This is a genomic window from Phyllobacterium lublinensis (assembly GCF_020164435.1).
In the GTDB taxonomy this organism is placed as follows: Bacteria; Pseudomonadota; Alphaproteobacteria; order Rhizobiales; family Rhizobiaceae; genus Phyllobacterium; species Phyllobacterium lublinensis.
Genome location: NZ_JAIUDQ010000002.1, coordinates 300,554 through 324,120, shown reverse-complemented (window position 1 = coordinate 324,120; position 23,567 = coordinate 300,554). Strand labels below are relative to the sequence as shown.

Below are 23,567 nucleotides of genomic sequence, written 5' to 3'. Positions count from 1 at the left end.
GTCATAGCCAATCCCGCCATTCGCTATTGGAGCGTGTGGTTCTCGAACTCGGCTTCCGCAATGCGCCATGCGAGTTCAAGTGCCTCATCGGCAGCAGCCAGATCGCCATGCTTCTTCGCTTCGGTGGCGATTTCTTTCAGGTCGGCGATAAGCCGAGCCCGAGTGACCGGATAGGCGCTTGTCGCTGTCTTACTGTTCATCATCATCGAGGCAAATCTCTCTAGGTACCCAAGTTTGCGCCCCCGACGGATCCGGCGGTTCGGCGGCGATTTCCTGGACAGCAAGCACTTTCGGTTGCTCTTTCGCCCGGATCTGCTTGAGGCGCTTTGAAGGTGCGCCGGGCCTTGGCAGCCGGAGCGGCGTGGAGAACTGTGCTATCCACTCTTCCTGGGACAGTTCAATTGTCCGTGTCGGCAGCGGCGCTGGCTTGTGGGCGATCTCGAGCTGCCTTGGAGCCTCGAGACCGAGCAACCGCGCTTGCGTCGCAACGGCGGATACCATCGCGGATGGATTGTTGCATTGCCGTGCAAAAACAATAACTTCGTCAAGTTCCGCAACCAGCTTGGCAACGGTCTTTTCTGTCCGTATTGCTGCCTGTCCCTTCAATTCCGCTACCTTGTCAGCCACCTTGCCATTTCTTGCCAACCGAGCGGCGTGGGCGTCGGTCGCGTTGCGTCCCATCGATCGATAGCCTGCCTTCTGGTAGGCCTCATATTGTGAGTGCCCCTCAGCAAGGGAACGGCAAAAAGCTTCCTGTCTGGCTGTAAGCATTGCGGTATTATAATACCTCATCGTGAATTTGTCTCTACGGTCACGCGGTTCGTTGAGAGCTTTGTTCCAGGGCTGCGAGCAATGGCTAGTACGCGCGGCTGCGACAACAACCACGCGTACAAACAACGCATTAGAACGGGATTTCATCGTTAAGCTCGGCGGACGCATTGCTCTTCGGTCGCGATGGCTGGTCAACCGCGGGTTGAGATGCCGCCGCGTAGCCATTGCCCTGTGTCTGGGTTTTCGGCATAACGTGCACACCGGACTGCTGGTCTGTCAGGATGCCACGCATGTTCATGATGTGGCCCTGGCCATTTGGCGTTTGACCAAAACTGGTAGATATCACAACCTTATTACCGGGCCAGTTGCCTGCGTCGTCGCCAAGGTCGTTGGCGAGGGCGTGGGCATTGGTTTTGCTGACTGCCACCTCCATCGTTTTGTCAACCAGGGCCAGCACGTACTTGGGCTTCTCACCCTGCTTAAACTCGTGTTGACGCACACTTTTGATAGTCGCGGTAACTTCTCTAAGGCCGTGTTCCTTGAGGAAGGCACCCAGCCAGGTTGCCGACATAAATGAGCCAGCATAATCTTGAGAGACTTTCATTTTCGTATCCTCTGTGTTCGCGGTTCCAGTTTTGGCAGGTGCCGCAATCGCCTCGTATTGCCTTTCAATCCGTACATCCGTTCACAACGTTGATTTCATTGGAGTTTCGCCATTTCAAAGCGTGCACAAAACACTGTCGGTGAACGCTTACGAAAGCCAAAAGCGCCAATGAAATCAATGCTGTGAACGGATGTACGGATTGAAGGGGGAGTACGCTCATGGTCGACCTCCGTAGCGGTTCCATGCATCATTGAAGGTCGCCCAGAGATATCCCTTGGCACGGTTTTGCCTCGTACCGACATTGCCCGGCCTGATGTCGTATGGCCTCAGTAGCCGGGCAATTGCGTGCTGGGTAATCGGTTTACGCATGGGGCCCCATTCATTCCACGATCGATCCTCAAGCATGTGCAACTGCTGCATCAGCTCAGCACTTGGAATCTCGGCCTCGACGCCACTGGTTAGGTCCGGCTCATAGTCGGCCTTGCCTCTGTTTTTGAGGTCTTCGAAAATTCTGAAGCAGTCGGCCAACAGGGTCAGGGACGGCTCTTCATCATCGTTGTCGTCGGCCAGCCCACATAGATTAACTGCCGCCGTCCTCGCCCTCTCGCCCCACCCCACACCTGCCAGGTCGGCGATCGCCAGCAGTGGCCGCCAGCCATCGAGCTCACGGTCGTTCAGGCTTTCCGGGACTTCCGGATCGGCAACGGACAGCGTGAGCACGTTGTCAGCAGCGAACCTTGCCGCCTTTCTGCCAAGCGCCGTCAGGTGATCGATCCGGCGGCGGTCGAACCGTTCCTTCGTCTCCGACTTCAGCTTGCGCCGCATTTCGATGGTGATGGACCTATCCATTAGGGTAACCGGCAAGTTACCGATCCCCGCCAAAACTGCGGGAGCGAAGATAGGGAAAAGCTTTGGTTCGTGGTCATCGCCGACCGTGCGGCCTATGATCGCCTCGGCGTACACACCTTCGTTGAGGACAGCGCGAAGCTCCTCGTTGTGCGACAGCCCGGCATTGTCGGCCTCATCAAGCAGCAGCGTCGGGCTGAAGGCGGCGATAGAGCGGAACAACATTGCCGCCGTCACTCCGGACAGGGGAAGCGGGCGGCGCACCAGCTTGCCAATGATCCTTAACAGGGTGGACTTGCCGCATCTCTTGGTTGGGGAGCGGATGAGTAGGCGCGGCGTATAATCAGTCGCTTCGAGACAGTGGGTATGGACGATCCACAATGCCACCGCGACGAGTTGGTCGCCATTGATCGACAGATAGGCCTGCAACGCGGTGCCAATTCCGGTCAGCAATTCTGCTGCATTGACAGGATCCTCATGAGGCTCGAAATCTGGCAGCGTGAAGCGGGCTTCTTTCGCGCCGCCAGCCTTTCCCTCGCGGGCTTTGCGCAAGGCACTTTCAATCAGGTTCTCGGTGTCGAGCCTGTCGAGCGGCGGGATGCAGGTTCCCGCCATGTCGGCGATGCGCTGGCGAAACTCTGGCTCTTCCAGCCTCTTTGCTGCAACCTCATGCGCCAGCGCCCAGCAGGCGTCCCGCACCACATTGTGCCGCAGCCCTTCCGGCGTGGCGCGGATCTTCTCCGACCAGCTGTCTAGCTTCTTCTGTCCGGGGAACCGTTTCAACTTCGCCAGGATTGATCCCGGCAGCGGCGCCAGGGCTGTGAGGTCGTGCCCGTTGACGAACTGGTATGGCGTGCCGTCTGAGCGCTTCGAACCCGGCGCGATTACCATCCGGCCTTCGGCAAGGAAGTCGACTCCTTCGCCCAGCGTGCCCGACTTAAGTTCGCCGGGATAGGCGTAATAGATGTGATGCCCGTTACCGGCAGTAAGCACTGTAGCCGTCAAGTTCGAATCTATGTCTTCGAAAGCCTTGATCGTCTTGAACCCGTCGGAGAGGCCATGCTTGTCGACGTCAATCACCACAAAGCCGTTTACCTTACCCGCGCGGAGACCGACGCAAGCGTTCGGCCATTGTTCCCACCAAGTCCGCACCTGATCCAGATCCTTCGACGATCCGGGCGCCCCCTTTCCCGCCGTATTGGTCCAGTTCCTCGTCAGCGCGTGTTTATTTACAGGATTGACGGGCAGGACCGTGAAACCTTGCGACACGTAGAACAGGGCAAGTTCCAGCGGCGTCATGGGCGATATCCGTATTTGCGCAGGAGAGCGCTCAGCCATCCTGCCTGTTTCTCTGTCGGCTCCCCGACCCATTGCATAATGGTGTTACAGAAGTCCCGCTGGTTCGGGCTCAAGAAAGATCCGAACTGATCTAGCAGCCACTTGGCAGCTGCCTGGTGATCAATTTCATCGGTACTATTGGCGTCTGCAGTCCCTCCTTTATCGGCGTGGGAACTGGCGATGCACAGGTCTGCCTGCTTGGCGAACCAGTGCAGATCGCGACCCTCGCGCGCGAGGCGCTTTATTAGCGCGTCGCGCGCCGCGAGAGCTTCGAAAGGATGATCACTACCGAGCAAAAGAACTATTTTTTCGAGTGATGCCATTTTAATGGTCCTTGCGAGCATGTCGTGGCCCATAAGAGACAAGGTTGAAGATATTTCTGCCCGTAGCTGGGTCCAAATTGCACCAGCGGCCCCTCTCGTGGTGGCCCAAAGGTAAAACGAGGTTGTAAGCCGAAGACGACCTGACTTTCCGACGGCCAGCAGTGCTCGGATCGCCAAGCAGTGCCGTGGAAATCTCGCCACAAGGAGTGGGCGCCTCCCCGAGCAGTTCAAAAAGTGCCGGCCTGCGTCTCCTGTCAGTGCCCTCACACCAATGGCGATCGTAAGCGGTGAGCTCCATCATCGATGTTGCGTTCGATTGTCTGCAACCGCTCACGTTGGCGCCCTCGCTGATATACGGTGAAGCGTTGCCTCACCCTGATGGGCGCGGTCCCAGACGAACCACGCATATGCGGTCGGATTTGAAGCTCTGGGACCTTGCCAATTCGCCCGGTGCATCATTGGCAGGCGGTCGCGAAAAACGTAAACCCGAGAAAGAAATCCTCCCTCAAGTATCGATGACCGCTTGACACTTTCCAGAAAGTCTAACCTCAACAGCATTGCGACGAGCGGGCACAAATCTAGCGCATGCGTGACGAAGGAGTCGGCAATAGCGAATGGCGGATTGGTAACGACTGCCTGGATGCCGTCAGGAAGCGAATGCTCAAGTAGAAAATCCCAACCCGAATAATCTTGGTCGGGTGACTTGTAGTCGACTATGTCGGTAGCAAGGACATGATGACCCGCAGCGCGCAAAGCACGCGCAATTGCGCCAGGCCCGCACGCTGGCTCCCAAATGTTTTGCGGTAGTCGCTCGGTCCGAAGCAGGGCGTGAACGGCAACGGGCGAAGTTTCGTAGAGGTCTAAGCCGCGTTCGGCCTGTGGCGCGCGAATTCGCATTTCGGTTCCTCATTCGAGTTGAAGAACCACGTGGGCTTGACGGAACGGAATCAGAGCAACATATTATGCGCACATTGCAAAATGCTCTCAGTTGCTCGGCACCGCCGGTCACCAGCCGGCGGTTCGTCATTTCTGTGTTTGCTGATGCCGCGCTTTACCGCCCAATGTCGACGCCGGCGTCGCTGCATCGGGTGCATCCGTTTCCAGGCGGCCATCTTCATTGGAAACATTCAGTTCAGCCTCATCGTCCAGTGGACGAAATTCCGCGCGTGGCAATCTACGCAAATATCCCTCAAGGTCATCGAGAAAAATCAGCGTCCGGCTACCGTTCTTGTAGGCCGCGAGCTTTCCAGCGCGTAAGTCTTTGTAAATTTGCGCTCTAGATAGACCTGACGCGTCAACCGTGCTCGGAATATCAAGCGCAACCCGTTTTAGAGGTGCGACCGAAACGGTTGCATAACCGTTGGCCGTATTTGAAATCTTTGGGAATCCCATGTTGCTACCTCACAACCATTGTTGAAGTAGCCTCCCATTATAGTCATGGACGACACGTTGTCTTCTACGATCCCTGACCGAAAATGCCCCTTATTTTCCGAATATTTTCGCGAGTGAGCACCTTGCCTCGACACGTGCTTCGGCCAAATCACCGAACTTTCGGCGTGCCCGTCGCATTTTCGATACCGAAATTCCGCTATCATCAAAGATCTTTTTCTCGACTTCCTTGATTGATACGCGCCCTCCCTTACGGTCTTCCCTCAATTTCGAGCGCTCCAAAGCAAATCTCTCTGCCAAACCATAGTATTCGAGATCAGACGTGGGCCGACCGGGGCCCTTCCCGCTTATAAGCCGTAGGAGAGCTTTGGCACCCTCACGATCGCCCGAGCGCCGCAGGTCCCGCAAACATTTCGCGGCAATATCTCGACTGGAATTGCCCGGAATTACATTCACCTCAAGGACCGCGTTCCAGTAGGCTTTATGCAACGCTGGGCTGCTTTCGCGTTGCGAGATTGCCTCGGCCAACGCCTTTCTTGCTGCAGCTCTTTCCCGCAAGGGAATGGATGATGTCGGCGAAAGTATCCAGGTTGGCGTCTGTGAAATGGAATCGTTTTCGTTAGGCATGGCGCGCAATCTCCGCACTGGACGGCGAGGGCTCCAAGCAATGCCCCTGGAGTTCGTCAGAGGGCACGATGCTGTTTATGGCGTCGCTGTCCATGCTGCTTTCCCGCCCAACTGCACGACGCTGTCGCCCTCCAGGTGGGGGATCAGGGGTACAACTGCCCTCGCTGCCAATTCGTCAAGCCCGTCAACAATCCAACGGGCATAATGCTTTTCAATCATCTGGACGCTCGTATCGTGAAGAGCAGCAACAAGTCGGATTGGAAGATTAGCGCGTATCCCGCGTACAACAGACGAGTGTCTCAGAGCGTAAGGGATGACGTCTTTCATCTCGGATACCCTGCGAATTTCCTGCCACGGTGGCGTCAACTCAGTGGCCTGCCACGGGCCTCGGATATCTCGCGTCCATTCCATACTGCCAGGCTTCTGTTTGTGCCTCCAGCGGATCAGGAGCAGCTCGTCGCCAGACCTGCCTTGCGTCGCTGGAATGAGCGCTTGAAGCACGTCGTCACCTACAGGAACTGCAATCCTGTTGACTTTGATGCCCCGGCCTTTGTTGCTTGTTGGAACCATCAGGCGGCTTTTCTGGACATCTGCAACGCGGAGACGGGTAAGCTGAGAAAATCTGGCCCCCGTAGCTGCGAGGAGGAGCACCATCCGATAAAGATCGCCGTCCCAACTCTGCGCATCGTCCACAATTTGTGACGCTCTGATCAGTCTGCCTACGTCTGCATCTGTGAGGATTTGATTTTCACGGGCAACGTCCTCACCCTCATCGTGTGCTTGAGCCGCCTTAAGGCCGTGCTTGATGGTTGTCGAAATGTCAGGCGGGAGGCGGCTTCTATTGTTTTGCCACGCGGAATTAAGCGCAGCCTTCAGATCGTTGATGAGACGATTTGCGGTAGAGGTCTTCATTTCGGACAGATCTGAGCGCCATGCCTTAAGGTCCTGCTCTGTCAAAGCATGTAATGCAATTTCTGATAGCGGCGTCCCCGTTACGTGCTTGCCGAGCCGCTGCGATGCATTCGACCGGGTTTTCTTGCCCGAGCGTTTGCTCTCAGTTGCATCGCGCATTGCAATATATTGATGAACAGCAAGAGCTACTGTCATCAATGGCCCGCCAGCCTTCGCCTTAGCCTCGAGCCGTGCAGCGTTCACATGCTTGCGAGCTGCCTTTTCAGCGGCAGCATACGATAGGGTATCCGCAGTTATCACATCGTCTGCCGTCCCTAACGTGGCTTGCTGGTATTTCCCCTCGCCTGAATACCACCGTACCAGCCACCGGCCTCCGCGTATGCCTTTCCGATACCCGAGGTGGGTTTCAGGATCGATCGACCGCCAATGGACACCAGATAACAGTTCTTTACGCGCACTAGGCGTTGTGAGCTTCGCTTCTCTTAGGGTCTTCGCCATTGCAGCTCCTGAAATCGTCAAATATCTGTCAAATATATATCTGCGTACATCACGGGACAAGAGTGGACAAATATTTCTTATCATATTGATAGTAAAATACATTTGTGGACATGTCTGAACGTTTCGATCGTTCAATCACTGCTCTCCGAAGGCAGAGGTCACAGGTTCGAATCCTGTCGGGTGCGCCATTACTCTCCTTCCTAAACAATGTGCGTTAGCGGGAGTACAATTCCACGACAAGCGATCTGTGACGAACGGATGACAGCCAGCGACAGCGATACTCCCAAACGTTTCTACCATGGCACCCGGGTAGATCTAAAGCCAGGAGACCTCATCGTGGTTGGCTTCAGATCCAATTTTGGCGAAGGCACGCCGTCATCCTGGGTTTATTTTACTGGCACTCTGGATGCCGCAATCTGGGGCGCTGAGCTTGCCGCGGGAGACAGCCCGGGACGGATCTACATCGTCGAGCCAACCGGTCCGATCATGGACGACCCCAATCTGACCGACAAGAAGTTCCCAGGCAATCCGACGCAATCCTACCGCTCTCGGGAGCCGCTGCGGGTCACCGGCGAGGTTACGCAGTGGCAAGGTCACTCCCCCGAACAACTACAGGAAATGAAGGAGAACCTTGAGCGCCTGAGGGCGCAAGGCGCACAAATCATCGATTGAGGCTGTTTGACCGGACCGTTGGCGGGGCGCCGGAACGACCCCCGTTCAATTTTTCAAGGTAACGGTCTCGGCGCCTTGCTCGATCTGATCGATAACTAGGAGTTTCACCGGCTCTGTGCCGTTGTTTGCGCCCTGATGCCACTCGGACCGCGATTCCACCACGAAATCGCCTTCCGTGAACGTAGCGCTCTTGCCGGACTCGAGATTGGTGACGGTAAGCGTTCCTGCGAGAACATAGGCATATCGTTGATAGTGATGCTGATGAACAGGTAGCATCGCTCCTGGCGCGATATCGTATGTCGAGACAACCACTTCAACGTTCTTTTGCGGGAGTTCAATGGGTTGATCAGCTATTGTGCGCATCGTTTTGAAAATAGGAGTCACCACGACTGTGCTGTCCAACGCTTGCGCGGGAAATGCCAGAAGCGCAAGACAAACTGCGATCAATCCTTTTTTCATTTCTGACATCCTCCCCTTCATTCCTGATTGCTTGCCCTCAACGCTGCCAGGATACGACTCTCGTGATCGATGTCCTTCGAGATCTCGCGCTCCTGGTTTTTCGAGCTCGATACAGCGAGGCGCATCTCATCCCTGCCCAGTTGATGCGTCATTTCCCTAGTCAGCCAATCAATATCCTGCGACTCGAGTGAAACAAGGTGCGTTGGAGAGCGTCTGGTGTGGATCATCATCTGACCTGCCTTTCTGTCCAAACTTCGTGCATGATCCTAACACGAATTGGGGTGAATGGTTGCGGGCCAGAGCCGTGACTTCGCAAAATCAGCTTACGAGACCGTGTGCACGCCTTGCCTAAGCTTGATCGGCGGCGATTGGGACGATCAAATCAAACTCATTGACCTTGCGTTTCTCCGCCATTGCCGGTTTGCGGTGCCGGATTCTGGTTTGTCGGGGCGCTAGTCGAGTTGGGCGTATCTGTCCCGGCGCCCGAAGGCGCTCCGGTCTGATTTGGCGTTGCCTGCCCGCTCGTGACCGGATCACGATCGATGTTTTCGCCATAAAGCTCCACTAGTCCCCATGCAGCCAAGGCGAGTAACAGCCCTCCCAACAATACGAAAAGCATAGGTCGCCCAAGAAGGCCCTGTCGGGCTTCCTTGGCAGTCTCTGTTACCTGTTTCTCCAGATGGTACTTGTTCATGAAACCTGCTCCTTAAACAGCGTTCGTTAGCGACCGTGTTCTGACTGACGGAGCCTGTCGGCCATTTTCATTGCTCCTTTACAAGGCAACATCGAGCCCCGCGATTGGTTCCACTATTGTGAACTAGTTTGGCGGCAGGTCCTTAACTGGCGGGGCGTCAATCAGCCGAAACAATTCCGCCTGCGGCGCACTCTCCTGCCAGGTGGGCCATCGATCATCGATGATCAGCCATGGTTGTTTGCGCTTGGTCCAGATGTGGGCAACGATGGTGAGTTCATGACTTGCGTCAAAGGTACCAGCCCGGATGACGACAAGGCCGGGCCGGGCGCTGTTGGTATTGTAAAGCCGCGTGAAGCATGTCGGACAGGCGAACTGGATGGATGTTCTTTGGCCGTCCGCGCTTGGCAAATCGAACTGGCCGACATCACCGACACATTCGAAACGCTCGCGCGCCACGATCGCCTGCTGACTGAAGGCGCTTCCGCTCCAGGTTTGACAGTCCGAACAGTGGCATGCGTAGGTGCGAGGAGGTTGCTCGCACTCGATGCGCCACCTTACACGGCCGCAGCGGCATCCTCCTTCCATCTTGGCCAACGTCTCACTCCTTCTACCTTCGACCAAATGCAACGAAAGGGTCAGGCATCGATCGTGATTCTTGTACTGGTGGGTTCCTGGATGATTTCGAGAAATCACATACTTCTGCGGTAACACAAAGCAGAATCGACATCACGCCCAATCGCGCAATGAAAACTGTTCGGACCGCGACTTGGAGCCGGCCGAGGGTGACCTTCGAAAGGTGTTTTAACGCGAGCTTGGCGCTCAACGTTCCGATCGACCAATGCGGCGACGCGGACATCATCGTCCAGAAAGCGGCGCGACCGGGAGACTTGCGGCCAATATGACAAAACCGGGGCCCATCACGATGAAAAATCGACACCAGAAAAATAGTTCAATATTTGCACTAAATTTCTGATCGGCTCGTTCGTCCTTGTGACGTAAACACCGAGAAAACCTCGTGCGGACTAGGACACGCCCGCCATGCCGCTTCGCAGCATCTCGATCCTTATCGACAGGCGCTTGGCGAAATCAGAACTCCCCAAGGCGGAACCGACCTGCACAATTGAATCGAAGTCGACCTGTTCTACGAGGCCGCGCCTAGCCAATCCGGCCAGAATGCCCGCGATCAATGTGCGTTCCACTGCGTAGTCCAAACTAAGTGTTTCGATTGCCTCCGATTGATCTTTTAGTACGCCTGATAACCCAAGCTGACTACTCATCATTCCTGTGTTGCCCCACTGCCCCCTGCATAATCGATAACGTGATTTGGGCCGAGCTCGTGATAAGCAAGTCGGACTATTTCACGGGGAAACCCCTAATCAGTTCGATTGAGCTTGCGCCGAGCTGCAAAAAGCTCGGAACACATCAGACTAGGCGTCTCGGCACTGATCCGGTACCGCTGCTGGCAGTCCCGGTTTCCATCTTCGTGACATTGCTGCGGCACAGGGCACGATGGGCTGGACAAGAGTCTCGAACGTCGTTCACGGTCCAGTCACGGCGGTTCGTTAGAATACACCTAAAAATGAGCCGGGCAAAAAGGGGCGCAGGATGTGGCCATTGGTTTCACGAATTGTATATGGCTCGGAGTGGCGGCCCTATTCGGCTGACAAGCCAGTGCAATCGCTCAGCGGCGACATGATCCGGGGCCGCATCATGCGGCTTCGCTATCATGACAGGGGACTTTGGTTCTATCGCGCGATGACGCCCGACGAGAACGAGAAAGACAACTGGCGGGCCACGCAACAGACACAACAATAGCGGCCGTCGAAATAACCCAAGGCTAATTTCTCACCTTCAGATGTTTTCTCGATCCCCGGCCTTGCGTGCTCCATCGCGCCCAGCCTATTATGGCCGATGAAATCTTCTTCCCCTGAAAAAATTCTGCCTTCCGCAAATCCCGTCGAACGTTCCTGGCCCAAAATTCTGGCCAATTACCGCAAGCCGCATCGGGGACGCAGCGCGTTCGAGCTCGCGGTAACCATCGTTCCGTTTGCCGTCTTCTGGGCGCTTTGCGGGATTGCTGTCAGCTACGGTTTCTGGTGGGGGCTGGTTCTGATCATTCCTGCAGCGGGGTTCCTGCTGCGACTGTTCATGATTCAGCACGATTGCGGTCATGGCTCCTTCTTTGCACATCGCCATTCAGACGATTGGACCGGACGCGTCATCGGCGTTCTCACACTCACGCCCTATGACTACTGGCGCCGCTCACATGCACAGCATCATGCCTCCACGGGCAATCTTGACCAGCGCGGCGACGGCGACATAACCACGCTGACCGTGGCCGAGTATCGCGCGCTTTCGCGCTGGGGCCGCCTTGGGTACCGGCTCTATCGCCACCCTGCCGTGATGTTCGGTATCGGACCGATATGGCTGTTTATCATCAAGCAACGGCTGCCCATCGGCATGATGCGCTCCGGTGCGGAACCCTGGGTTTCCACGATGGCGACCAATCTCGGCATCGCCGTTATGGCAATCGTGCTGATGTGGCTGATCGGTATCGGTCCGTTTCTGCTCGTCCACCTGCCGATAGTCACACTGGCCGGTGCTGCGGGAATCTGGCTGTTCTACGTGCAGCATCAGTTCGAAGAAACACATTGGTCCAAAGGCGATGATTGGCAATTTCAAGAGGCTGCGCTGCACGGCTCATCGCATTACGTCATGCCCGGTCTGTTACGTTGGATGACCGGCAATATTGGCATTCATCACGTTCATCACCTCTCAAGCCGGGTTCCCTGCTACCGGCTGCCTGAGGTGCTCAAGGACTATCCGGAGCTTGCCGATGTCGGACGCATCACGATCCTGGAAAGTCTGCGATGCGTCAAACTTGTCCTCTGGGACGAAAGACATCACAGGCTCATCTCGTTCCGGGAGGCTCGCACCCTGGCAGTTGTGCCTGTCAAATAGGTATTGCGCGCGGAGGTCGAAAAGTCCTTGACGGTCGTTCGCGGGACTGAAATTCTGTCGTTGGAGCGCGCATCATGATCATCACAGAAATGACACGGCAGGAAATACGGGAGTTGCTTGAACGGGCCACGATCGGCAGACTTGCTTGCGCCAAGGATGACCAGCCATACGTCGTGCCGCTATCGTTCGCCTATAACGGCGTATATCTCTATTCCTTCACGACGTCCGGTCAAAAGGTTGACTACATGCGTGCCAACCCACGTGTCTGTGTCGAGTTCGATGAGATTTCCGCGACCAACCAGTGGCAGAGTGTCGTCGTCATTGGCCGCTTCGAGGAGCTGACAAAAGGGCCAGACGACATTGATGCGAGAAGTACTGCCCATGCACTTCTCAGCAAGAAAGCAGAATGGTGGCAGCCCGGCTACGTAAAAACCATCGTCAAAGAGCACGAGCGTTCGCTGGAGCCAGTCTACTTTCGCATCGCCATCACCGAAACCAGCGGGCACAAGACCGAAAAGGGCGAATAGCCCGCTGCAACGGCGTCATGCGAGCGACAGTTCCTCCTTGCGGACGTTGGTCTTTGCGATCCGCATGACCGCCAGACCCAACAGCGGAAAGAGGCCGCCGATCCAGCCAAGATATGCAAGGCCGATATGGGCAATAATCTGCCCGCCTATTATCGAACCGAAAGCCACGCCTAGGTAAAGGGCCGAGTAATTCAGCGACAGGGCAAGTGGTGCACCCTCCGGAGCTATGGCCAGAACCCGGCTCGCCTGAGCTGGCGGGAACATCCAGGCGATGACACCCCATAATACCATGATCGCAACCAGGCTCGGTCCGGCGACGTCATCGGGCAGCGTCATGATCCAGCTCACCGACATCAACACGCCAGCATTGAGGACCGACGCCATCACGACAGTTCGCGTTGCACCAAAGCGGTCGGACAGCTGGCCGCCGAGCACATTTCCGATGGCCGCGCCGATACCGAAGGCAAGGAGCACAACGGGTAACAGCGAGTGGCTCAATCCCGTACCGTCGACGGCAACGGCCGCGATGTAGGTGTATACGGCAAACGGACCGGTCATGTAGAGCAGCATGGTCAAGAGCGCCGGCAGCAGGCCCGGGTGGCGAAGGACGCCAAGCCGCTGCGCAATCGTTAGCCGGTCGGCGTAAAGACCACGCGGCAGCACGAACCAGACGACAACTGCTGCAAACGTTCCAACCAGAGCAATGAACAGGTAGGTACCCCGCCATCCGAAAAGCCCGCTGATAAATGCCCCAAGTGGCGCACCGAATGCCACCGCAAGGGTAGTTCCACCTACTATGGCGGCAATTGCGCGAGCGCGGTGATGCGGTTCGGAAATCGCAACGGCGGTCGCCTGCGCCGTGGCAGCATATAGGCCGGCCATCACGGCAATCAGCAGACGCGCTGCCATCAGCATCAGATAGGTTGGGGAAACTGCGGCCAGCAATGCACCGGCGACGAAAACGAGTGTGCCGCCGATCAGCACGGATCGCCTGTCCAGCGATCCGGTAAGCGCGGCAACAACCGGAGAGCCGATCGCGTAGGCAAAGGCATATGTAACAACGAGATAGCCCGCCTCGATCAGCGTGACACCGGTGTCGCCGGCAATTTGTGGCAGGAGGCTGGCGACCACAAACCCTTCAATGCCAATTGCAAATGCGCCAAGCGCCAATCCGATAAGACGAATATCCATGGGAGCCACTCTAATGTTCAATGATCCTTGAACTAAGCGAGCTTCTCCGGCGAAAGTCAAGCGGAAAGTTCAATAAACGTTGAACATTGAAATCTCTGCTACCAATTGCTATTAAACGCCCATGACAAATTACCTGCCTCACCCTGCGACCGAGGACATCACTTTCCCCGCCGTCCTGACAGCGCTTGGCGATGAAACGCGCCTTGCGATGATTGCCATTCTTGCCAGCAACAGTGAAAGGGCCATGACATGCGGCCAGTTCCTTCAGCTCGGCTCGAAGACCGCGCTAAGCTATCACGTGGCAAAACTGCGCGAGGCGGGCGTCATTCGCGTCCGGCCCGACGGAACCAAACGCCTGCTCACATTGCGGCGCGAGGATCTGGAAAAACGTTTTCCGGGATTTCTCGATTCGGTGGTAGCATCAGCGATGGCGAAATCGGCATCCGGGGATCAAGAGGCGGTACCGGAATCAACGGGAGAAGCGTGATGGAGATCAAGGCAGCTGGCACAGTTCCGTCCCGCCGGGCACCGTCCGACTGGTTCACTGGAACGGTGTGGCAGGACCCTATCATCGAGACACCCGCACCGGCCCGGATTCAGGCGGTGATCGTCAGGTTCGAGCCTGGAGCGCGCACGGCCTGGCATTCGCATCCGCTGGGCCAGACACTCCATGTCGTCTCCGGCGCGGGGCGTGTTCAGGTCTGGGGCGAGCCGTTGCGCGAAATCAAGGCTGGCGACACAGTGTGGATTCCACCCGGCGAAAAACACTGGCACGGCGCTGGCCCCACAACGACCATGGCCCACATCGCCATGCAGGAAATGGTGGAAGGCAAATCGGCGGATTGGATGGAAAAGGTCTCTGATACGCAATATTCCGGCGATGCATAATCTGTTACCATGGGCCGGTTACAGCCTGTGTGAAAGGAAGCGTCATGGCATTCGAAGACATCAAGGCACGGATTGCCCTCCTGCTTGAAGCGATGGTCCAGCGGCCAACGGATGCCCATGAGATCCATGAGAACCTGCGCGAACAACTGAATGAGCTCAAGGCCATGGGCATGCCGCTTCCCGATGACCTTGTTGCTCTCGAAAAGCGGCTCGAAACCGATTTCGACTCCTGAAACCTTTCACCGTTACAGCGACCGTTTGGTGTAGTCCCTAAGCACGGAATTCAGATCGTCTGGATCCGACCGGTCGCCCCGTACGGGCCGGCCATCGCGCAACCCGACATCGCGCAACATGTGATCCGAAAATTCGTCGGTGTCGATATGAGGTGGAGTTTCGCGCCTGACTTCGGATTTGCCTTGATGGGCAATCCTGCTCCACCAGATTACGTGGCTGGCGGCTTGCGAAACTGGTGACGATACAGTGTTCATGACCTCAACTCCGAATGTTGGCGACGCTCTGCGTCTCTAAAGTTGAGTACTAGATGCACCTTGCTCAGCTTGTTTTCCAACAAAACGCCAAGTATCATGCATAAGTACAGCTTATGTGAGATTTCCCATGAACCTTCCGCCACTTGCCGCAATCCGTGCCTTTGAGGCGGCTGCCCGCCATGGCAGCTTCACCAAGGCAGCCGAAGAGCTGAGCATGACCCAGGCCGCGGTCAGCTATCAGATCAAGCTCCTTGAGGAACGGATCGGAACGGCCCTTTTCCTGCGGCGTCCCCGCCAGGTCACCCTGACGGAGATCGGGGCGCGGCTATCGCCCGTCATCAGCGAGGCTTTCGACATGATGCGCGCGGCCATTGCCGCGACTCGCGAGAATGCCGACGGTGTTCTGACCATTACGACAATTCCAACCTTCGCTGCGAACTGGCTGGTTCCTCGCCTTGGCTCATTCCAGCTCGCCCAGCCCGCACTCGCTGTCCGGCTGCAAGCAACCCGCGAAATTGTTGATTTTTCAAGACAAGATGCTGACGTCGGCATTCGCTCCGGCAGCGGACGATGGCCGGGCATGATCGCGCACAAGATATTCGACGCCGATTTTACGCCGATGCTCAATCCGGCGCTTGCGGCATCGATCGGCGGTGTGAAAACTCCGGCTGATCTGCTCAAGCTGCCAATTGTCGATCCGAGCGATCCCTGGTGGCAGCTCTGGTTCGCCGCAGCGGGAATTCCGGAGCCGGATTTGCGCGGAGATCCACGCAGCCGGTATGGCGACCAGCATCTTGAGGGGAAGGCCGTTATCGCCGGGCAGGGTGTCGGCATCCTGACACCCGCATTCTATGAGACAGAGCTGGCACAAGGCCAGCTTATCCAACCATTCGATATTGTCGGCACGGCCGACCACTTCTACTGGCTTGTCTATCCGGAGGCACGGCGCAATGTGCCGAAGATCCGCGCCTTCCGGGACTGGCTGCTTGGCCAACTGGAGGAGAGGTAGACGAGAGTGAAGCCCCGCCGTTCACTCTCACTCGCGCTAGAAGACTGCGAGATAACGCAGCAGTGAGATAATACCAATCACGATAACGATAACCTGCACGATCTGTTTGGCGCGGCCATCCAGCGGCAGCATCTGAATGAGGTAGAGCACGAGAAAGATCACCAGAACGGTGATCAGGAGACTGATCAAAATTGACATTTCAAACTTCCTGTTTTGGGATTCCGAGAGTGTAGCCTCCTACAACTCCCAGTTGGCCGAGTTGGTTCCTTCAAACGGAGGTTCAGGTGTTTCCGCACGCCACAGCGTTTCGGCCACTACAGTTTCTATACTGGACGAGCTTGGAGTTAGTCCGCATATTTCAGCTTTGGGAGATCGTCCGATGGCAAGCGACGGCTATAACCAATACTGTCCAGTGTCGAAAGCGTGCGAAGTCCTGGAACCGCGTTGGACGCTGCTGCTCCTCTGCGAAATGTGGTCAGGGTCGATACACTTCAACGAAATTCACCGCGGTGTACCCGGCATGTCGCCAACGCTTATGTCAAAGCGGCTTCGGGAGATGGAAGCGAATGGTCTCGTGGAACGCACGGAAAACCATTCGACAGGTGAAATCAGCTACACCACCACGAAGGTCGCCGATGAGCTCGAGCCGATTGTCTACGAGCTGGGCAAATGGGCACACCGCAATGTCGATGCCGAGGTGACGCTGGAAAAGCTTGATGCCAAACTTCTCATGTGGAACATGCGTCGCAAGATTGATTCCAGCGCACTGCCGGCCAGACGCAGTGTCATCGAATTCACTTATCCGGAATTGCCAAAGGCTGAGCAGAATTTTTGGCTGGTATCGAAACCCGGCATGCCTGTTGACCTGTGTGCGCTCGATCCCGGTCATGACGTCGACCTCTACGTTTCGGCCGATCTCAAGGCCATGACCTCGGCCTGGATAGGCCTGTCTACGTTGAGAACGGAAATATCACGCGGAACGATTTCATTGATCGGTGATATGTCGATCGCGACTTCCATTGAAAAGTGGCTGGGCCGCAGTTCCTTTGCCCAATGCTGATTTAAAGGATTGCCACCGCTACAGTTTCTACACTAGCCGTCTCGATCCGCTAGCGCGATACTTGTCGGAAGCCGAGACCGCGATCCAGCAGGCAAGTTTAGCGCCCTTCGCTGCTTCAAGATCAGGTCGGCCAAAGCGTCAGACAAGCGAACGACATAGAGCGCTCTTACGTCCTCTTCGAGATTGCAACGCTTTCTGACGCGGCATCCATTGCGCAGCAAGGGAGGGATAAAATGACCAACGTTCAATTTAACGGGCTTCAAGGCGAAAAGATCGACCTTTCAAGCGATATGCTGACGGCACTTCAAGCACAATGTCGCGGGCAGGTGTGCCTGCCGGAAGATGCCGGGTACGACGAGGCCAGAACGATCTGGAACGCCATGATCGATCGGAGACCGGGCGTTGTGGTGCGCTGCCATGGAGCGAGCGACGTCATCCAGGCGGTGAACTTCGCCCGTGACAACAGATTGCTCCTCTCGGTGCGCGGTGGCGGTCACAACATTTCCGGCAATGCCGTTTGCGAAGGTGGCATTATGATCGACCTTTCGCCGATGCAGTCCGTGCGCGTCGATCCAAGGGCGCGCACCGCCCGGGTAGAACCTGGGGTAACGCTCGGTGGTTTCGACAAGGAGGCACAAGCCTTCGGCCTCGCCACTCCGCTCGGCATCAATTCGACAACCGGGGTAGCCGGCCTCGCGCTTGGCGGAGGCTTCGGGTGGCTCAGCCGCAAATACGGGTTCACGGTCGACAATCTGTTGGCCGCAGATGTGGTTACCTACAATGGCGAGTTGGTTCAGGCAAGCGCCACCGAGAATTCGGATCTGTTTTGGGCAATCCGCGGTGGTGGCGGAAATTTCGGAGTGATCACATCGTTCGAGTTCAAGCTGCATCCAGTTGGTCCCGATCTTGTATCCGGGTTGATCGTCCATCCATTTACCCAAGCCCGCCAACTGCTGATGGGCTATCGCGACGTGGCAGCAGCCTGTCCCGACGATCTTACCGTGTGGGCAGTGTTGCGTAAGGCACCACCTTTGCCCTTCCTGCCTGAGGAGATGCACGGCAAGGAGATTCTGGTCTTCGCCGTCTGCTATGCCGGGGAGCCCAGCAAAGCTGAAGGCGCTCTTGCCCCGCTTCGAGCACTTGGCGAACCGGTTGCTGATGTAATCGGCGTGCAGCCATATACAGCCTGGCAGACGGCGTTCGATCCCCTGCTCACGCCGGGGGCTTTCAATTACTGGAAGTCGCACAATTTCACGGCTCTGAGCGATGGCTTGATCGACATTCTGATCGAATTCGTTGGAACATTGCCAACCGGGGAGTGCGAGATCTTTATCGGACAGCTGGGCGGTGCAAGCAACCGTGTAGCTCCCAACGCAACGGCCTATCCTCATCGCGAGGCCAACTTCGTCATGAACGTTCACACCAGGTGGCGTGACCGGAACGACGAGCAAGCGTCAATCAAATGGGCAAGAAACCTCTTTGCGGCCACTGCGCCCCATGCGACCGGAGGTGTCTACGTGAATTTCATGCCGGCAGACGAGACGGACCGAGTAGCACAGGCGTATGGTGGCAATCACGACCGGTTGGCTTCGATCAAAGCCAAGTACGACCCTGGAAACCTCTTTCGGCTCAACCAGAATGTCAAACCGCAGAGGACAACCGGCTAAGACGGGCATACGATCGGGTTTTGTGAATGCGTGGGTTGCGGCCAGGAATGAAACATGGCTGCAGCCTCAACCGCTCATTGTCTCGCCATGGCCTTGCTGCTAGGGTCCGGCTCACTCCCGCCGCCCAATCAGGATATCCCATGCGCTCGCTGTTTCACTTTGCCTATCACGTGACCGATCTGGACGAAGCACGCCGCTTCTACGGTGGGGTATTGGGTTGCAAGGAAGGTCGCAGCACCGAAACCTGGGTGGATTTCGATTTCTTCAGCCATCAGATTTCATTGCACCTTGGAAAGCCGTTTGAGACGACGAATACCGGCAAGGTTGGTGACCACATGGTTCCGATGCCGCATCTCGGGGTCATCCTGCCGCTTGACGATTGGAATGTGCTTGCCGAGCGCCTGAAAGAGGCCGAAGTCGATTTCGTCATGCCGCCATTGGTCCGCTTCAAGGGCGAGCCGGGCGAGCAATGGACGATGTTTTTCAGGGATCCGTCCGGCAATCCCATCGAAGTCAAGGGCTTCGCCGATTTCGCCTCGGTTTACGCAAAGTAGTTCCGCCTTCGCCCATGGAAATGCAGCAATCCAACCTGAGAGCGGCGATCTGGATGATGGGATCGCTCACCGCCATCCTAATGATGGCGGTTTCCGGCCGTGAAGCTTCCAGGGAATTGGACGTCTTCCAGATCATGGAGATGCGCTCGGTCATTGGCCTCGCCATGCTCTATCCATTGATCCGTTCGTCTGGCGGCTTCAGGGCGATGAAGACCAGCCGCATCTGGCAACATCTGGGGCGCAACAGCGCACATTATGCCGGGCAGTTTGCCTGGCTCAAGGCCCTGTCGATGATCCCTCTGGCACAGGTCATAGCCATCGAATTCACGACGCCTGCCTGGACTGCCCTGATGGCGGTTGCATTTCTTGGAGAACGGTTGAACATCTGGCGGGTGCTTACGATCGCCCTCGGCATTATCGGCGTCGTCATCATCGTCCGCCCAGGGGTTGGCACTGTCGAAATCGGGCAATTGATCGTCCTCGGTGCGGCCTTCACCTTCGGCATATCGTTCACCATGGTCAAATCGCTGACCCGTACCGACAGCGTGGTAAAAATCATCTTCTGGATGCTGGTGATCCAGTCGGCGATCGGCCTCCTGCCCGCATTGCACGTCTGGCAGTGGCCGTCCATTCACACGCTGCCCTGGGTCGTCGTGATCGCCTTTACTGGTACTTTCTCGCATTTTTGCATGGCAAAAGCCCTGCAATACGCCGATGCCACGGTCGTCATCCCGATGGACTTCCTGCGCGTACCGCTGATGGCCGTGCTCGGCTGGCTGATTTACGCGGAGCGCATCGACATGTTTACGGCCGTCGGTGCCGCCCTGATCCTTTCCGGCAACCTTCTCAATCTCAAGAACCGGGCCGGGCAGGCCAAGGCCGACATTCCCGCCTCGCTGCCTCAATCATAGGCAAGACACCAGCCATCTCCCTTGAGCCAGCAGCGTTCGTCGGGGATGTCATCGGTTCTGTAGAGGCGCGAAACGCGTCGCAAATCAGCATCGGCAAAAGCCGATGCAAGCGCCTGCTCCGATTGTGCATCCCGCATTCCGGCGCAGGGGTAGATGGCCACGCCGGATACACTGCGCGCGGAAAAACCATCTCCCTCACGCGTTATCAAGAATACGGCGCCACGGGGACGGTTGCCGCGGCCAAGCATTGAATACCCATCGTCCGTCGTCAGTGGCAGCAAAAGTCGACCGCCATCCTTGAGGCGGTCCAGCCAAATGTTCCCAAGCCGTGTTGCGCCGGCATTGACGTAGATCACGTCAGCTGGCGCGAACGGGACTGCCGTGCCATCGCCTTCGACGATTTCGACATTTACATGGGCGGCCAGGTAACTCCGTGCCCGGGCTGCCAGATCGGGCTCCAGTTCGATGCCTGTCACATGCCCGGAAGTGCCAGCCAGATACGCCATGATTGCCGTGTAGTAGCCGGTTCCGGTACCCACATGCACCACATGCTCGCCCTCGGCAATCTGCGCGTACCATAACAGGTGTGCGTGCAGGGACGGCTCTCCGTTGTTGATGTGCCTTTCCGGTGCAATTCCTACCAGATCGTCGGTGTAGATATAGGCGGGATCGGCACTCGGGCTATAGACGTAGCCGAGGCCGAACCGGCTGATCGGCCACGGTCCCGGACCGAGGAAATCCTCACGTGGCACTTGTGCAAAGGCCTGTTCGATGCGCGCATCCTCGACTCCAACGCTGGCCAGGATTTGCTTGGCATAAGCGCGACGTACGGCTGCTAGTTTTTCCGCATCAATCATGTGTCAACCTGTCATGATCATGAACCGGTATAGCCATTCGTCAAGGGCATCGGCACATCGGCGCAAGAACCAATATTGTCGGACAGGAAATCAACAAAACTTCGTACCCGTGCGGCGAGGTATTCATGTCCGACAAAAACGGCATGGGTCATCTCCATGTCGCCGGGGTTATAGGCTTCGAGAAGGGCAACAAGCCGGCCTTTGATAAGATCCTCACGCACATGGAACAGACCCAGTCGGGCAACGCCGAGCCCCGCAACGCACATCTGTTGAACGGTTACGCCGTTGTTGGCGAGGAAATTACCCGACACGGTCAACATCTCCGTTTCACCAGAGCTCGGATCCTTGAATGGCCACTCTTCGCGCATTCTGCGGAAATTGAAGTTCAGGCAATTGTGTGCGCCAAGATCGCGGGGATATGCAGGCATGCCATGTCTGACCAGGTAGTCGGGTGCGGCAACCACGACCATCCGGCTCTCAAAAAGCTTGCGGGCCTTCAGGCTGGAATCGCGCATTGGTCCGACCCGAATGGCAATATCCGCCCGCTCCTCGATCAGGTCGACAACTCCATCGCTCAGCGAAACGTCGAGTTCCACCTCGGGATAGCATTCGAGGAACTTCGGCACGAGCGGCAGGATGCAGCAAACTCCGACCGGCACGGACGAATTGACCCGCAACAACCCCCGGGGGGCGGCGGACGCGCCAAAGGCGACGGCGCGCTCTGCCTCCTCGATCTCCGCAATGATACGAAGGGCTCGCTGGTGATAGATCTCCCCTTCCGGCGTCAATTGCAGGGTACGCGTAGACCGCACGAGCAGACGCGTGCCAAGCCGTTCCTCGATCCGGGTGATGATCTTGCTGACCGCGGACGGCGACAGTCCAAGCTTGCGTCCTGCGGCCGAGAAGCTGTTGTGCTCGACGGCCTGCACAAAGACGTCCATCTCGCCTGCCCGGTTGTCCATGTTCGCCCAACTCATCTGTGAATTCAGTTCACAAGTATTGAGCAATACGAGGCAATTATCAAGGTAATGGGGATGGCTCATATTCAGCCCAATCGGACTCGTTCCATCATTTTCCCAATCAGGCTTCCTCCAAGGCAGCCCCCATTCCAAGGACAGGACAATGCCTCTCGCTCTTCTGGCGTTGACAATCAGCGCCTATGCCATCGGTACGACGGAATTCGTCATCGTTGGCCTTCTTCCGACCGTTGCCGGAGATCTCAATATCTCCCTACCCCTGGCCGGCCTCATCGTCAGCGTCTATGCGCTCGGTGTTACCTTCGGTGCACCGATACTTACCGCGCTCACCGGCCGCATAGAGCGCAAACCGCTCCTGCTCGGCCTGATGGCACTGTTTATAGTCGGCAATACCGCGGCGGCGCTCGCGCCAAACTATGAACTGCTGCTTGTTGCCCGCGTGCTCAGCGCCTTCGCCCATGGCGTATTCTTCTCCGTCGGCGCCACCATTGCAGCCGATCTCGTCGCCCCCAACCGCAGGGCTTCGGCCATTGCCATGATGTTTTTGGGCCTGACGGTCGCCATCGTCACCGGTGTGCCGCTCGGTACCTTCATCGGCCAGCAGCTTGGATGGCGCGCGACCTTCTGGGCTGTTTCCGGACTTGGCATTATTGCATTCGCTGCGATTGCCTTCCTGCTGCCTTCGCAGATCGCAAAGGCAGCACCGGCGCGGCTGATAGACCAGGTCCGTGTGCTCGCCAGCGGCCGCCTGCTGCTCGCGTTTGCCATGACGGCCTTCGGCTATGGCGGTACCTTTGTGATGTTCACGTTCCTCGCACCGGTACTTCAGGAAATCACCGGCTTTGCCGGGTCGACGGTCAGCCTGATTCTGGTCCTTTATGGCTTGTCCATCGCGATCGGCAATATGGTTGGCGGGCGCGTTGCCGATGGCAATCCCGTTGCTGCGCTGAGCGTGATGTTCCTGCTGCAGGCAATGGTTCTGGCGTTGTTTACCTTTACAGCCGTATCGCCAGTATGGGCATTGGTAACGCTCGCCGCTCTCGGCGCGCTGTCGTTCGCCAACGTGCCGGGATTGCAGCTCTACGTCGTTCAACTTGCCAAGATCCACACGCCTGATACCGTGGATGTGGCTTCGGCGCTCAATATTGCTGCCTTCAATCTCGGGATTGCCGGCGGTGCCTTTCTTGGCGGAATCATTGTCGCCTCGCCGCTCGGCCTGGGTGCAACGCCTTGGGTCGGTGCCCTCCTTGTTGCCGGCGCGCTCGGCCTGACCCTATGGAGCCAGATGCTCGATCGGCGCTCCTCCGCCGAAGCTCTGGCCTCTTGCTGAACCAAAAGGAAACA

The 23,567-nt window shown here is 57.0% G+C and carries 31 protein-coding genes; 13 read left to right on the top strand and 18 right to left on the bottom strand.

The window, feature by feature from the left end:
* Positions 1-23: 23 nt before the first annotated feature.
* From K9U38_RS04550 to K9U38_RS04515, 8 genes are all read right to left on the bottom strand, one after another.
* Positions 24-200, bottom strand: a complete 177-nt coding sequence (locus K9U38_RS04550; protein WP_224493153.1) for a hypothetical protein — start codon at positions 198-200, stop codon at positions 24-26.
* Positions 190-771, bottom strand: a complete 582-nt coding sequence (locus tag K9U38_RS04545) for a terminase small subunit (protein WP_224493152.1) — start codon at positions 769-771, stop codon at positions 190-192. The genes K9U38_RS04550 and K9U38_RS04545 overlap by 11 nt, the downstream gene beginning before the upstream one ends.
* A 130-nt stretch (positions 772-901) precedes the next feature.
* Positions 902-1,375, bottom strand: coding sequence for a hypothetical protein (locus tag K9U38_RS04540; protein WP_224493151.1), 474 nt, complete (start codon positions 1,373-1,375; stop codon positions 902-904).
* 216 nt (positions 1,376-1,591) lie between these two features.
* Complete coding sequence (locus K9U38_RS04535; protein ID WP_224493150.1) at positions 1,592-3,520, bottom strand: DUF3631 domain-containing protein; 1,929 nt, start codon at positions 3,518-3,520, stop codon at positions 1,592-1,594.
* The gene (locus tag K9U38_RS04530; RefSeq protein WP_224493149.1) at positions 3,517-3,882 is read right to left on the bottom strand and encodes a hypothetical protein; all 366 of its coding nucleotides are present in this window, start codon (positions 3,880-3,882) and stop codon (positions 3,517-3,519) included. Before K9U38_RS04530 ends, K9U38_RS04535 begins: the two co-directional genes overlap by 4 nt.
* A gap of 330 nt (positions 3,883-4,212) precedes the next feature.
* The gene (locus tag K9U38_RS04525) at positions 4,213-4,779 is read right to left on the bottom strand and encodes a class I SAM-dependent methyltransferase (RefSeq protein ID WP_224493148.1); all 567 of its coding nucleotides are present in this window, start codon (positions 4,777-4,779) and stop codon (positions 4,213-4,215) included.
* Positions 4,780-4,905: 126 nt separating this feature from the next.
* Positions 4,906-5,274: a helix-turn-helix domain-containing protein gene (locus K9U38_RS04520; RefSeq protein WP_224493147.1), complete on the bottom strand. Its 369-nt coding sequence runs from the start codon at positions 5,272-5,274 to the stop codon at positions 4,906-4,908.
* 699 nt (positions 5,275-5,973) lie between these two features.
* On the bottom strand, positions 5,974-7,308 hold the full coding sequence (locus K9U38_RS04515; RefSeq protein ID WP_224493146.1) for a tyrosine-type recombinase/integrase: 1,335 nt from the start codon (positions 7,306-7,308) through the stop codon (positions 5,974-5,976).
* A gap of 258 nt (positions 7,309-7,566) precedes the next feature.
* On the opposite strand from K9U38_RS04515, the gene arr reads away from it, so the two are divergent.
* The gene (gene arr / locus K9U38_RS04510; RefSeq protein ID WP_224493145.1) at positions 7,567-7,980 is read left to right on the top strand and encodes an NAD(+)--rifampin ADP-ribosyltransferase; all 414 of its coding nucleotides are present in this window, start codon (positions 7,567-7,569) and stop codon (positions 7,978-7,980) included.
* Positions 7,981-8,025: 45 nt separating this feature from the next.
* Here arr and K9U38_RS04505 read toward each other — a convergent pair whose 3' ends face one another.
* The 5 genes from K9U38_RS04505 to K9U38_RS04485 form a co-directional block, all read right to left on the bottom strand.
* Positions 8,026-8,439, bottom strand: coding sequence for a cupin domain-containing protein (locus K9U38_RS04505; protein WP_224493144.1), 414 nt, complete (start codon positions 8,437-8,439; stop codon positions 8,026-8,028).
* A gap of 17 nt (positions 8,440-8,456) precedes the next feature.
* Positions 8,457-8,666 carry a hypothetical protein gene (locus tag K9U38_RS04500; protein WP_224493143.1) on the bottom strand — a complete coding sequence of 70 codons (210 nt, stop codon included), beginning with the start codon at positions 8,664-8,666 and terminating at the stop codon, positions 8,457-8,459.
* Between the two features lie 161 nt (positions 8,667-8,827).
* Positions 8,828-9,133 (bottom strand): hypothetical protein, encoded by a 306-nt coding sequence (locus K9U38_RS04495; protein WP_224493142.1) that lies wholly within the window; start codon positions 9,131-9,133, stop codon positions 8,828-8,830.
* A gap of 123 nt (positions 9,134-9,256) precedes the next feature.
* Positions 9,257-9,718, bottom strand: a complete 462-nt coding sequence (locus K9U38_RS04490) for a GFA family protein (RefSeq protein WP_224493198.1) — start codon at positions 9,716-9,718, stop codon at positions 9,257-9,259.
* Positions 9,719-10,155: 437 nt separating this feature from the next.
* Positions 10,156-10,332, bottom strand: a complete 177-nt coding sequence (locus K9U38_RS04485; protein ID WP_224493141.1) for a hypothetical protein — start codon at positions 10,330-10,332, stop codon at positions 10,156-10,158.
* Between the two features lie 415 nt (positions 10,333-10,747).
* Here K9U38_RS04485 and K9U38_RS04480 point away from each other — a divergent pair, with 415 nt between their 5' ends.
* The 3 genes from K9U38_RS04480 (at position 10,748) to K9U38_RS04470 (ending at position 12,621) form a co-directional block, all read left to right on the top strand.
* Positions 10,748-10,948, top strand: coding sequence for a hypothetical protein (locus K9U38_RS04480; protein WP_224493140.1), 201 nt, complete (start codon positions 10,748-10,750; stop codon positions 10,946-10,948).
* 96 nt (positions 10,949-11,044) lie between these two features.
* A complete protein-coding gene (locus tag K9U38_RS04475; protein ID WP_224493139.1) occupies positions 11,045-12,094 on the top strand; it encodes a fatty acid desaturase in 1,050 nt (349 codons plus the stop codon).
* Positions 12,095-12,168: 74 nt separating this feature from the next.
* The gene (locus tag K9U38_RS04470; RefSeq protein WP_224493138.1) at positions 12,169-12,621 is read left to right on the top strand and encodes a pyridoxamine 5'-phosphate oxidase family protein; all 453 of its coding nucleotides are present in this window, start codon (positions 12,169-12,171) and stop codon (positions 12,619-12,621) included.
* Positions 12,622-12,636: 15 nt separating this feature from the next.
* Here the strand turns inward: K9U38_RS04470 and K9U38_RS04465 are convergent, their stop codons facing one another.
* Positions 12,637-13,812 (bottom strand): MFS transporter, encoded by a 1,176-nt coding sequence (locus tag K9U38_RS04465; RefSeq protein WP_224493137.1) that lies wholly within the window; start codon positions 13,810-13,812, stop codon positions 12,637-12,639.
* 121 nt (positions 13,813-13,933) lie between these two features.
* Between K9U38_RS04465 and K9U38_RS04460 the strand changes: the two genes are divergently transcribed.
* Genes K9U38_RS04460 through K9U38_RS04450 form a run of 3 tightly spaced genes read left to right on the top strand, consistent with a single transcriptional unit; the run spans position 13,934 to position 14,933 of the window.
* A complete protein-coding gene (locus tag K9U38_RS04460) occupies positions 13,934-14,299 on the top strand; it encodes an ArsR/SmtB family transcription factor (protein ID WP_224493136.1) in 366 nt (121 codons plus the stop codon).
* Positions 14,299-14,700 carry a (R)-mandelonitrile lyase gene (locus K9U38_RS04455; protein ID WP_224493135.1) on the top strand — a complete coding sequence of 134 codons (402 nt, stop codon included), beginning with the start codon at positions 14,299-14,301 and terminating at the stop codon, positions 14,698-14,700. Before K9U38_RS04460 ends, K9U38_RS04455 begins: the two co-directional genes overlap by 1 nt.
* Before the next feature lie 44 nt (positions 14,701-14,744).
* Positions 14,745-14,933: a hypothetical protein gene (locus K9U38_RS04450; RefSeq protein ID WP_224493134.1), complete on the top strand. Its 189-nt coding sequence runs from the start codon at positions 14,745-14,747 to the stop codon at positions 14,931-14,933.
* Between the two features lie 12 nt (positions 14,934-14,945).
* On the opposite strand, the gene K9U38_RS04445 is transcribed toward K9U38_RS04450, so the two are convergent.
* A complete protein-coding gene (locus tag K9U38_RS04445) occupies positions 14,946-15,188 on the bottom strand; it encodes a hypothetical protein (RefSeq protein ID WP_224493133.1) in 243 nt (80 codons plus the stop codon).
* A gap of 127 nt (positions 15,189-15,315) precedes the next feature.
* Between K9U38_RS04445 and K9U38_RS04440 the strand changes: the two genes are divergently transcribed.
* On the top strand, positions 15,316-16,197 hold the full coding sequence (locus K9U38_RS04440) for a LysR substrate-binding domain-containing protein (RefSeq protein WP_224493132.1): 882 nt from the start codon (positions 15,316-15,318) through the stop codon (positions 16,195-16,197).
* A 36-nt stretch (positions 16,198-16,233) separates the two neighbouring features.
* Here the strand turns inward: K9U38_RS04440 and K9U38_RS04435 are convergent, their stop codons facing one another.
* A complete protein-coding gene (locus K9U38_RS04435; RefSeq protein WP_224493131.1) occupies positions 16,234-16,395 on the bottom strand; it encodes a Thivi_2564 family membrane protein in 162 nt (53 codons plus the stop codon).
* Between the two features lie 181 nt (positions 16,396-16,576).
* Here K9U38_RS04435 and K9U38_RS04430 point away from each other — a divergent pair, with 181 nt between their 5' ends.
* The 4 genes from K9U38_RS04430 to K9U38_RS04415 all read left to right on the top strand — a co-directional run bounded on the left by K9U38_RS04430 (position 16,577) and on the right by K9U38_RS04415 (position 20,389).
* The gene (locus K9U38_RS04430; protein WP_224493130.1) at positions 16,577-17,257 is read left to right on the top strand and encodes a winged helix-turn-helix transcriptional regulator; all 681 of its coding nucleotides are present in this window, start codon (positions 16,577-16,579) and stop codon (positions 17,255-17,257) included.
* Positions 17,258-17,490: 233 nt separating this feature from the next.
* The gene (locus K9U38_RS04425; protein ID WP_370631816.1) at positions 17,491-18,924 is read left to right on the top strand and encodes an FAD-binding oxidoreductase; all 1,434 of its coding nucleotides are present in this window, start codon (positions 17,491-17,493) and stop codon (positions 18,922-18,924) included.
* A gap of 140 nt (positions 18,925-19,064) precedes the next feature.
* Entirely contained in the window at positions 19,065-19,478 is a 414-nt protein-coding gene (locus K9U38_RS04420; protein ID WP_224493129.1) for a VOC family protein, read from the top strand.
* 14 nt (positions 19,479-19,492) lie between these two features.
* Complete coding sequence (locus tag K9U38_RS04415; RefSeq protein WP_224493128.1) at positions 19,493-20,389, top strand: DMT family transporter; 897 nt, start codon at positions 19,493-19,495, stop codon at positions 20,387-20,389.
* On the opposite strand, the gene K9U38_RS04410 is transcribed toward K9U38_RS04415, so the two are convergent.
* Together K9U38_RS04410 and K9U38_RS04405 are read right to left on the bottom strand one after the other, a co-directional pair.
* Positions 20,380-21,246 (bottom strand): protein-L-isoaspartate O-methyltransferase family protein, encoded by an 867-nt coding sequence (locus tag K9U38_RS04410; RefSeq protein WP_224493127.1) that lies wholly within the window; start codon positions 21,244-21,246, stop codon positions 20,380-20,382. The genes K9U38_RS04415 and K9U38_RS04410 overlap by 10 nt on opposite strands.
* A gap of 17 nt (positions 21,247-21,263) precedes the next feature.
* Entirely contained in the window at positions 21,264-22,208 is a 945-nt protein-coding gene (locus tag K9U38_RS04405; protein WP_224493196.1) for a LysR family transcriptional regulator, read from the bottom strand.
* 160 nt (positions 22,209-22,368) lie between these two features.
* Between K9U38_RS04405 and K9U38_RS04400 the strand changes: the two genes are divergently transcribed.
* Entirely contained in the window at positions 22,369-23,553 is a 1,185-nt protein-coding gene (locus tag K9U38_RS04400) for an MFS transporter (RefSeq protein ID WP_224493126.1), read from the top strand.
* Positions 23,554-23,567 lie beyond the last annotated feature (14 nt).